This window comes from Pseudaeromonas pectinilytica, from assembly GCF_054780855.1.
In genome coordinates, this window is the sequence record NZ_BAAGVN010000087.1 from 42,539 (window position 1) to 52,579 (window position 10,041).

The window sequence follows — 10,041 nt, forward strand, 5'->3', positions numbered from 1 at the left end:
GGCCTCGTTTGGCTATGAATTTGCGCTGTGTTGGGATGACGATGTTGGTGCAATGGTGTTGTTGCTGATCATCGCGTCGATCACCATCCTGTTTATTCCTACTGTTCAACCCTCGTTTGTATCGCAGGGTCTTTTGCGTACGGTTTTCCATACCAGAGCGTGTTTGCGATAGGTTTATCATTATTTGACAATGAGTTACCTGCATATATCAGGTTGTAGTATTGTCATTGCATGGTGCCCGTTTCGGATTGGTCAGCATGAAAACAAAACCATCGCATTGCTATTCGTTGCATCCGGTATTGACTCGTTTTTATGACGAATGGAGTCAGTATGGTGGCGGGAGCGGCTTAATCTCCGGCGCTGCAAACTGGCTTCAGACAGCGGCTGAACCGTCAGTAATCTACTATCGAGAAGTGGATGTTCTTGAAGAGGGTAAGACGGTTACTAAGATGCAGATCATTGGTCCCGTTCTCCCACTTTTTTCATGGAAAACCCCGACAGAACCACCTGCTGGTTTTCATCTGGTTCGTTTGACTCTGGATGACGATGAAATCTGTCGCTTGGCGATCGCAGAATGGGTCCGTTTGATGCGTCAATCGGGTAGTCGTTTGATCATCGAACGGGTTCGTAAGATGTTTCAGGAGGTATTTGACGAAAAGCAGTGTTTTCAATGGTTCAACGACCTTCATATCACTCAGGACTATTGGGCTGGGTCGCTAGGTTTGTCTCGGTCTCAACTGGCTCGAGGTGCGCAGGCATCCCGTCGATTAATGTTGGCTGATTCGGCATCTTGTCGTCAGGCAGAGGAGCCCGCTTTTTTTAGCGAGTATCTCGGCGATGCAAAATGACTCCGTTGTTGATACTACGATGACGTCTCCCGATGCAGAGCCCGGGCGAGCGTTATCACGCGAATGGGTTTTCCCGGTGGCGCTACCTGGTTGGCATCTGCAACTGTTGAGCGAATTGACGGCCTGTTGTGCGGTGATGGATCACTTTGAACCATCGTTTCGTGCGTTGTTGGAGCCTGAGTTGCAGTGGATCCACAGACTGTCTGGCATGGAGTGGCCTCCGGCTGATGAGGGGCTTTCTCCTGCAAAAATGCGCAGATACCTGGTTAAACAACGCATCGTCAGTCAGCACTACCTGGTTGATACGTTACTGGCCGAGTTGCAAATCGGTAAAGCTCTCAACGATAAGCTGTTTGCAAATTTAAAAAGCGTCACGGTTTTGGCGGCACTCGCCTTGACGCATATTAACTTTCAGCAGGGGATCATGCATGACAACACCATAGAAGAGGCGCTGCGCAATGTCCGGTTGTTTGTCGATAATCGGCGTGACTTGATGATCAAAGCGCTTTCAGCGGTTAATTTTTTGCAGCCGATCCAGCAGTTACTGATCGCTATCCGAGAGCAGCGCGATCAGTATTCTAAGAATAAGAAAGTAGTCATCAATACGACCGCGTTGGAAGCGCTGTTAAATCGTTTATATCAAGCCCGTAGAAAGGATCGAAAAGTAGGAGCACGGAGTCCGGGTGAAAAGCCTAAAAGTCGCCTGGAATGGCACACCGAGCTGTGGATTGATGACGTTACCAGAATCAAGATCCTAAGCGAGGTGTCTCTCAGGCAGGGACGATATAAAGCGCGGAATTGGCAAATAGAGGAGGAGCGCAGCGCGAGCCATGTAGTACAGACGGCACTGGTTATTGGCGCGCAGACTGGCTCTATGGATATCCAGGCTCGGTTTTTACAATGTCGTTCTGTGGCTCAGTCTCTATCCAAACGAGCACAGATGTTACCGGCAAATCTGGCTGTCGCCACACCTGAACAGATCCGGCGTTTCGTTTTGGCCCTGTTAAAGTATGCTCCGGCCGAAGGCCCTCATCCTGCGTATTGGTGGTTGTTGCAAATCGTGCTTGGAATGAGTGGACAGGAGCGGGAGCGTTTACCGGTCTGGCGGGCTCCCTCGATCAAACGGTCAACTGCAGGTCATGTTTTTTCGAAAAAATTAGAGTATCTGAATGGAAATGGTGTTTGGCTGGTTTCAGATGGTGTCTGGTTGCAGCGGTTTATTGAAGTTGCTAACAGCCGTGTTCACCAAGAGCTCAACCGCTTTTTACCGCCTGTGACACTGTTTTTATGGCTGCCGTTACCAACGTGGACTAGTCGTTTGCTGGAGACGGGGCTTTGGTCAAGCTTTAAGGCAGCAGAGTTGGATGAAGCCCTTAAATCGGCCAATCATCGAGCAGGAACACAGTTAACTCGTCGTCAGCTTCAAACCTACTTGATGTCCTGGTTACTGCGCGAGGGGGTGGATAGCGCCATTGTCGGGATTTTAAGTGGGAAAACGGCACAACAGTGTTCTCCGATGGCCTACAGCCATGTTCATCAGGAGCAGATCATTCGGATTTGGACTCGTTATCTGGCTGAGCTGGGGATGGAAATTACTGCCCCGTCCTTGCAATCGAGCCAAGCAGGTCAGGCCGTGGGGTCGCGGTTTTATCCGGACTTAGTGCATTTCAAAGGTCTTCTCACGCAATACCAGCACTATTTATCCTCGCAAGTTGTTGCGGCCCAACAAGGGCATGTATCGCTGGTGCAGTATCACAACCTGCTCGTTCGCCATTGCCTGTTGATCCTGAACTTATCAACGGCAGCTCGACCTGTTACTGAAATGTATGGTCGGCGTCAAGATTATTGTCTGGATCTGCGCCTGATCCGTTTAACAGATAAGGAGGCCCGTGCGGTTAGCTCCGCACGGATGGTTCCCCTAAGTGAGTTGGCTATTCAGCAGCTACGCATCTGGGAAAAGCATCTCGATTTTTTGTCTCGTTTGCGGAAGCCTATTTATACAGTCTTGGCTCAGGCCGCTAGAGAGGCGCTTGATAATCGAGGCGCACTATTGTTCTGGGGCGAAGCGGGCGATGAACGAGGGACGCTCGAGATCCAGCCTCTAGCCCCATCCAATATGGATTTGCATTTCGATAGCTTGTTCCCGTTTCCGTCTAATTGGCACCGGCATGCTGTTCGTTCGCATCTACTGGAGCTGCAGGTTCAGAGTGATTTGATCGACGCCTTACTGGGACATGAGGCGATGGGATTTGAATATTCGCATCCATGCAGCGGTGCGCCGATTAGTGATCTCTACCAACTGGTCGAGATCCTGGATCGTTGGCATCAGTCTTTGGGTCTGGAGGTTCTGCCTGGATGGAAAACCCGCTAAACCGCTGGCGAGAGTATCTCAAAGAGCAAAAAAATGTCCCGACCATTGGGCGGCGGGGCCGTGCAGCACGAGCAAGGCGCGAACAGAACATGCTATATCGTCGAGCCCTTGCTGTCCTGTTGCGTTATATGCCTGGCATGCTGAATGACGTACCGGATGTGCAGGGATTCGAGGATGCTTGGCCCCATCTCCTGGAAAAAATGGCGGATGTATATCGACAGCAGAGCGAGTTTAAGCGAGGAGTGCAATTTTTGCTGGGCTGTTTGCATGAGGGCAACCGCAGTGGAATATGGCAATTGCCACTGCCGGCTATTCCGTTAACCATTCAACGAACACCTTCCCGTTATGACGAGTCGTTTTTTGATCAAGCCCGGCTCTGTGCGCAGGCCCATCATGCATGGTTGGAAAATATCGCCAGCCGGACTGCGGTGCATGTTTCTGATGAAAAATTGTTAATTGATATTCTGCATTGTGCCGTCTTTTTTAGTGGCGTTCATCAACTACCGATCCTGCATTCGCTGATGCAAGCCATCGTGGCCAAAAAGCCCCTATGCGGGAATGGCCGTCTGGTCTGGATGCAGCTGAGCGTCCGCTACGAGGGTATGGCTACCAACCACCATGGTGATGAACATGCTGTCACCCAGTTGCAGATTTTTCTGACGATGCCATTGCAGGGACTGCTGTATCGTTGGTATCGCCGCAGGAATGCGCGCTTTGTGTTACCGGAGCGATTGGATGCCTTCAGTAGCTGGGCTTCTTCTCGTTTGGTTTCACCCCTGCGGAGTATCAAATCGTTTTGTCAGGCTGCGACATTGTGGAGCAGCCTACAACCGGGGGTTCAATGGCCACAGATCCTGACACATACCGCGAGCGGCTTTTTCAAGCAGGTTCCCCTTCCGCATGCGCATTGGTTAGCGTTGCATCATCCAGCGTTGCCGGTTGAGTCGCAGTTGTTGCTGCAATCGACGTCTGAATTGGATGTGGAACTGGATCGGTTGGCGCCTGCTCGTCGCTATCATGGTAAAGATCGCGCCTATTCCCCTTTGTTATCACAACTGCGTATTCTGTTTGCGGAAAAGTCGGACGCCACGCATAAAAAGAGAGCCAAAGAGTGTATCGCCAGTCTGGAAGCGTTGCTATCGGACCATAAGCTAAGTCGAACAGAACAGATTTTAACGGACTGGCTACTTGATGGGCTCAAGATCCAGAACCATAAGCCGTCAACGGCGCGCTCCTATCTAAGCAGAGGTGGGCAGCAGTGGCTGAATGTGTGTTATGGCCAATCGCTGAATGACTGGAGTGGCGAAGATTTTTTGCAGCGTTATCGTGCGTTACTGGAGGAATATCAAGGCGACAACATCGCTGATGTTGAGTGTGTACTGGATGAATTCAGTCCTGCCGATGAGCTGCGTGATGATAAGGGGAGGCAAGATGCCAGTCCGCCGCGAGTAGCACAGAAAAATGTTCGCTATATCGCCGAGCGATTGAGTCATCTGCATCGTTTTGCTGTCTTGAAATATGGACTGGCTCCCTTGCCTGAAGATCTGCTGTCGCGTGTACGTGAGACCCCCCATGTACGGGCGGCCTATATAAGTGAACCCCAATTCCGCCTGTTCTTACGAGGAGTCGAACGCATTTCCGAGCTATCGCCGGGATACAGGCAGATGCTCGTCGCGTTGTATCTCGTGGGATATCGGGCCGGATTGCGCCTTGGCGAGCTATTAAAATTGCGACTCCAGGATATCGAACAAGGGCCGGAGCTGTTAATCGAGATCCGCAATACCCAGCTGGATGATGGGAAAAGTGCGAGTGCAACGCGTCGGGTTCATTTAGGCACACTGCTGACCGATGATGAACGGCAGTATCTCGACGCCTATTTTCGGCCGTTATGGTCACGCATCAAGAGGAATACTCAGGCTCTGGCATTTCCATCGGAGGAGGGGGCGTTGATCCCATTAAGTCCTGCCGAGGTAACAGGACCATTGACGCGTTTACTATGGCCAATAACAGGCCTGCACTTAACCTTTCATCATCTGAGACATACGGCACTGAGTCGGCTGCAACTAGTGTTGCATCACGCGGTACTGGATATTCATCAGTGGCCGGGTTGGCAGCATTATTTGCCGTGGAATGCCACACAATGTGAACAGATCCGCCAAACTATCGCCTATGGACATGGCCGGGCAGACTACTGGGGGCTGGCGGAATTTGCGGGGCATCTGACCCCAGAAACGACACTTTGTAACTATCTACACTTTAGCGACCTGGTTTCTTCCTGCTGTTTGATGAAAGCTCGCTACGATTGGAACCCCGAAGTCCGCAGATACTTCACTGGGCAGCCGCAGGCGACTATGCAGCAACTCGGTTGGATGCAGGGAAGCCTGACATCTGAACGCTGTCACACCCAGTTATATCGATCGCTGGCACCGTATCTGGTTGAGGTTTTTTGGGGGGGCATAGAGCTGCTGCCCATACCACCTCAGATCAAGCTCAAGTTGGATTTTTTTGCAGTTCTGGATCTGCTGACCATGCTGGCCCGTCGTGAAAATGTGAGGTCGATGCTGGATCGCTACGATGTGACACCTGCGGAATTGACGGAATGGCTGCAGAAGCTTTCGCTGCTGGGGTCATTTATGACGCAGCGGCATAGAAAACGTCTGTCCTCGCCATCCAGACAGGCCATATTGCCGGGTGATTTGCGCAGTTACGCTGAAAAATCCGAGCTGGTACGGGTGGTCGATAAGGCTCGAGATATATACCGGTCTCGAAAAGAGGAATTGATTACATGGGTCGGATATTTGTTGGTGCGCAGCAATTCACACAACACCGAATTGCCGTTTACCGATCCGGATCAGTTATTGCGTTTTTTGTCGGTGACGTTGGAGCTGGTGCCCGCCTCTCGGATCGCAATCACGGTGATGTGTGGCACGGATCAATCGGGTCGGGATACATGGCGCAGAGCCATTAAAAGCAAGGCGATAAGAGTGGAATACCTCGAACGCTCAGGTAGTCACCGCGCTTTATTGCGAGTCATTCATCCAGACGAAGAGGGGATCCTGCAGAGGAGGCTTGCTCGTCAGCAACTTGAAATGAAACCGATCTTCTACCGGCGCTACAGCACGCCGCTGCTGAGAACGCTTGGCTTTGTATTGGCGCTGCGTCTACTGAGTGTTGAGGAGTTACATCAGTTAAGAACCAAGAAAAAACGTGATTTTTTGGGCATTTAAAGCTAAACAGTATTCAACCTAGCGAGCGTTTTGCATCTTTAAGAAGTAGCAGTAATTGCTGTTCATTGAGCGGTGAAGGGATAAATCCAAAGCGGGTATAAAATTGCGAGGCTTCCCCGTCAATCGGGTGTGTCAGTATTGCTCGAATGCCTGCTTGTTCGGCGATGAGAAGTGAGCGACGGATGGCATCTTGGAGCATGCCAGGGCCAATTCCCCGCCCTTGGTCTTGTTTAGCCACCGCCAAGCGAGCCAGGATGACAACCGGAATAGGATATTGACCCATTCCTTTTTTTATCCGTTCGGGGGCGTCCAGAGTATCGACTTGCCCAACGGTTAGGCTGAAATAGCCAATGACACGTTCATTCTCCGTGACCACAAATGTTTTAGCCGAGCCACCGCCCTGTGCTTGCCTTGCGTGGCGTCGTAACCAGTCATTCAAGGACAACTTCCCGCAGTCAAAGTTATCGAGCGCGTGATGCGCATCAAGAGGCATAGGCCCGAGGATCATGATTGGGTATCCCAGGGTGCCTTGCGAGAGAACAAGTCTTGTACTCCCTCGTTGACCTGCGCGGGGCGCTCAAGTAGCTCCAGCAATGAGGCATATTGTTCACCTTCAACCATGAACAATCGCTGATCGAGCAAGGTTTCCTCTGCAACAAGGCAAGCGCTATCCAGGATGAAGTCGGTGATAGTCTTGTTGGCTACCTTGGCCGCCCTGCGCAAAATGGCATCCTGCTCTGGTGTAACACGAAAGCCTATGCGATGACTCGATGGGGAAGCGGTGATGGTGGACATGATGATCCCTCGGTAAAAATCTGCTAATGGGTGGATGTTAGTACATTTGACGCACGGCATCCAGTGCGGCATGAAGTGGCCGGAGCTTCAGTCCACCATCGTCTCGCTCCGGTGCTGCTGAGCGTTCATGAGTGGATGCCTTGCTGTTGCATCAACTGTTCAAATGCGCTGCCATCACGGCCTGCCAGATCAGGGACGTAACGTGAGTACACGCGAAACAGCATCTGGGAACTGCTATGTCCCAGTTGTCGGGCAATCCATTCCGGGCTTTCACCGGCCGCTAGCCAGAGAGTAGCGGTGGTATGTCGAGTTTGATAAGGCTTGCGAGCCTCCAAAGAGAGAAGCTTCAACAGCGGATACCAGACGCGATTCGCCACATTCCTATCTTCCAGTGGCGTGCCGCTGCGGGAGCAGAATACAAAATCATCTGGCTGTGTCCGATGCTGTGTCTGCCTGTGTTGATGTAACACCTCAAAGACCTGAGCGCTCATCTGCACGCAGCGATAGGAGCCATCAGTTTTGGTTGGGATCAACTCGTTGCGTACCCAGGCTTGGTAGATCAGTAGCTGTCGGTGCTCAAAATCAACGTGGCGCCAAGTTAATCCATGCAACTCACTGGAGCGCAACCCAGTGAAAAAGCGCACCGTGTAATAGGCGTGAAAATCGCGCCGCACCATACGCAGCATGCTGTCGATCTGTGGCAAGCTAAACGGCATGATGGTGGTTCTTGGGACCTTGACGGCGCGGATATTGCGCCATGGGGATGGGTACTCGAAACGGTCTGCTGCTTCATTGAGGATCATGCGCAGCGGTGTCATGATGTGATTGATCCGCGAGGCCGAGATTGGTTTACCGCCCCGCCCGGATAGGCCTGCAATGGAGGCCCTAAACGACATGATCTCATTTTTGGTGATGAGGTTGACGGCGAGGGCGCTAAAGCGTGGTAGCAAGTGTAAATCAAGGATCTGGCGAATGGTCTCTTTATGAGAGGTACGCCATTCTGCCTGTTTTTCAAGGAACCATTGCTCGGCAAACTCGGAAAAAGCGGGACAACCGGCTTTGTAGAGTGCTTCACGGTGTGCCAGTTGATGGAAATATGCACAGCGTGGGCTATTAGGGAACGTTTTACAGAAATCGAATTGTCCGAGAACTAGTTGCGCTTCCATGCGCTCACAAAACTGCAGCAGCTTGCGGCGGTTCAATTCTGTGTCTGGCAGCCCGGTTCGTTCGCGGCAACGTTTTCCTTTATAGCGAAAATCAATGTAGAGCACATCGCGGTTGGTATAGATGGTCGCCATAGTCTGTCCTTAGCCGTGGAAGGATTCAAAAAAGACACTGTGCTTATGGAGCTCTTCGACGATGGGCTCCCAGAGGAACAGCAGCTTGCGGCCACCGAAGGGGCGGATGTAGTGGGTTCCTTCGATGAAGATGGAATCCTTCAGCTGGTTGCGGATGGTACGAGAGTCGTATTTGATCCGGGCCGACAACTCTTCTGTTGTAAGATAGGTGTATGTCATAATGGCTCTCCAAAATGCATTATCATCTTCAGGAGCTCTTGATGTTCTCCTGTAGAGCATTATTGGACATCTTTTTGTGTCCCGCAAGATTATTTTAATCTCCTGTGGGTTATTTTTTGTCGGGGGAGATAATGGTTAAGTGTCATCTGTCACGGATCATGGGTGAGCGCAGGCTAAAAATCGCTGATGTTGCACGGGACACGGGTATCAATCGTGGCACCATCACCCGGCTTTATAACGAGACCGCGACACGCATCGAACTCGATGTGGTCGAGGCGCTCTGCAAATATCTACAGGTTGGTATTGCGGATCTCTACGAGTTAGTGGATTGAAGTCTTCGTGACCAACGGGTCCTTGCTATTCCGCCATTCATTGGCAGGAGGCTGCGCATGTTCAAAGAGTCGGATTATCTTGTTGCCTTGCAGGCTGCAACACGTTTGTTTGATGGTGATGAGCGTAAAGCTGTCGATTGGTTGGCCAAGCCGGCCAGAGCTTTTGCGGGGCTGACACCGTTGGCGATGCTTGAAACCGAAGGCGGCGTTGACCAGGTCGTCACGTTGGTCGGTCAGATTGAGCATGGGGTTATCATTTGAATTTCGTCACGCACAGGCGACGTTTACGCAAGCCCACTGGGGTAGGGCAGAGCTCCTAGCCGTGAGGGCGATAATATCGTCCAGTTTTTGCAAAGTTCGTGTCGGAATTTTGCAAAGTTTAAAGGTGCCCGTCAGCTTTATGTGTGGAGGGGGACTGTAAACATCTACTCAATTATGCTTTCTGTGTCGAATATATGCAGCTGCAACCTAGGCCCCATGGCCAATCCAATTGCGAAGGTTTAATCCCTGAACGTCTTTCTTTCCTTCGATTTGTGATTTGAATCTCAATTCACCCCTTAACATTTTCCCGAACCCACGGATCTCCCTTGTAACGCATTAACCCAGCATCGTGCTGCGCCTGTGGCCCAGCCCTGCGTGTGACAAGGATTTCCTCATGACCGCTCTTATCTTTAACGATGGCCTCGGCCTTACCGGCTCCTCCCTGCAACGCCTCAATGGCCAGTTCGGTGCCGGCTCTTCCTCCATCGGTCAAGGTAAAGTCAGTAACTACGTCAATGCCGCAACCGGCAACCTGGTCCTCTCCGACCAGGACGAAATTCTTGTTGGACGTGGTCTGGATGTGATTGCCGAGCGCACCTACAACAGTCTGGGGGCCTGGGATGATTCCGATGCCAATGGCTGGCGTTTTGGCTTCGAGCGGACTGTTCGCCTGAGTGGCAGCATCAATGC

10 protein-coding genes are annotated in these 10,041 nt (G+C 51.6%); 6 read left to right on the forward strand and 4 right to left on the reverse strand.

What is annotated here, in order from left to right:
• Window positions 1-257 precede the first annotated feature (257 nt).
• The 3 genes from ACYVG7_RS06615 (at window position 258) to ACYVG7_RS06625 (ending at window position 6,446) form a co-directional block, all read left to right on the forward strand.
• Window positions 258-848, forward strand: a complete 591-nt coding sequence (locus tag ACYVG7_RS06615) for a hypothetical protein (protein WP_460882422.1) — start codon at window positions 258-260, stop codon at window positions 846-848.
• Window positions 838-3,219, forward strand: coding sequence for a site-specific integrase (locus tag ACYVG7_RS06620; protein WP_460882423.1), 2,382 nt, complete (start codon window positions 838-840; stop codon window positions 3,217-3,219). The genes ACYVG7_RS06615 and ACYVG7_RS06620 overlap by 11 nt, the downstream gene beginning before the upstream one ends.
• 89 nt (window positions 3,220-3,308) lie before the next feature.
• The gene (locus tag ACYVG7_RS06625; protein WP_460882424.1) at window positions 3,309-6,446 is read left to right on the forward strand and encodes a tyrosine-type recombinase/integrase; all 3,138 of its coding nucleotides are present in this window, start codon (window positions 3,309-3,311) and stop codon (window positions 6,444-6,446) included.
• A gap of 13 nt (window positions 6,447-6,459) precedes the next feature.
• Here the strand turns inward: ACYVG7_RS06625 and ACYVG7_RS06630 are convergent, their stop codons facing one another.
• From ACYVG7_RS06630 to ACYVG7_RS06645, 4 genes are all read right to left on the reverse strand, one after another.
• Window positions 6,460-6,885 (reverse strand): GNAT family N-acetyltransferase, encoded by a 426-nt coding sequence (locus ACYVG7_RS06630; RefSeq protein ID WP_460882425.1) that lies wholly within the window; start codon window positions 6,883-6,885, stop codon window positions 6,460-6,462.
• 65 nt (window positions 6,886-6,950) lie between these two features.
• A complete protein-coding gene (locus ACYVG7_RS06635; protein WP_460882426.1) occupies window positions 6,951-7,241 on the reverse strand; it encodes a type II toxin-antitoxin system TacA family antitoxin in 291 nt (96 codons plus the stop codon).
• Between the two features lie 125 nt (window positions 7,242-7,366).
• Window positions 7,367-8,539 (reverse strand): tyrosine-type recombinase/integrase, encoded by a 1,173-nt coding sequence (locus ACYVG7_RS06640; protein WP_460882427.1) that lies wholly within the window; start codon window positions 8,537-8,539, stop codon window positions 7,367-7,369.
• A 9-nt stretch (window positions 8,540-8,548) separates the two neighbouring features.
• The gene (locus ACYVG7_RS06645; RefSeq protein ID WP_223938684.1) at window positions 8,549-8,758 is read right to left on the reverse strand and encodes a hypothetical protein; all 210 of its coding nucleotides are present in this window, start codon (window positions 8,756-8,758) and stop codon (window positions 8,549-8,551) included.
• A gap of 131 nt (window positions 8,759-8,889) precedes the next feature.
• Between ACYVG7_RS06645 and ACYVG7_RS06650 the strand changes: the two genes are divergently transcribed.
• The 3 genes from ACYVG7_RS06650 to ACYVG7_RS06660 all read left to right on the forward strand — a co-directional run.
• The gene (locus ACYVG7_RS06650) at window positions 8,890-9,090 is read left to right on the forward strand and encodes a helix-turn-helix domain-containing protein (RefSeq protein WP_460882428.1); all 201 of its coding nucleotides are present in this window, start codon (window positions 8,890-8,892) and stop codon (window positions 9,088-9,090) included.
• 57 nt (window positions 9,091-9,147) lie between these two features.
• On the forward strand, window positions 9,148-9,351 hold the full coding sequence (locus ACYVG7_RS06655; RefSeq protein WP_460882429.1) for an antitoxin Xre/MbcA/ParS toxin-binding domain-containing protein: 204 nt from the start codon (window positions 9,148-9,150) through the stop codon (window positions 9,349-9,351).
• Window positions 9,352-9,745: 394 nt separating this feature from the next.
• The coding region (locus ACYVG7_RS06660; protein WP_460882430.1) for a DUF6531 domain-containing protein at window positions 9,746-10,041 on the forward strand (296 nt) is incomplete at its 3' end.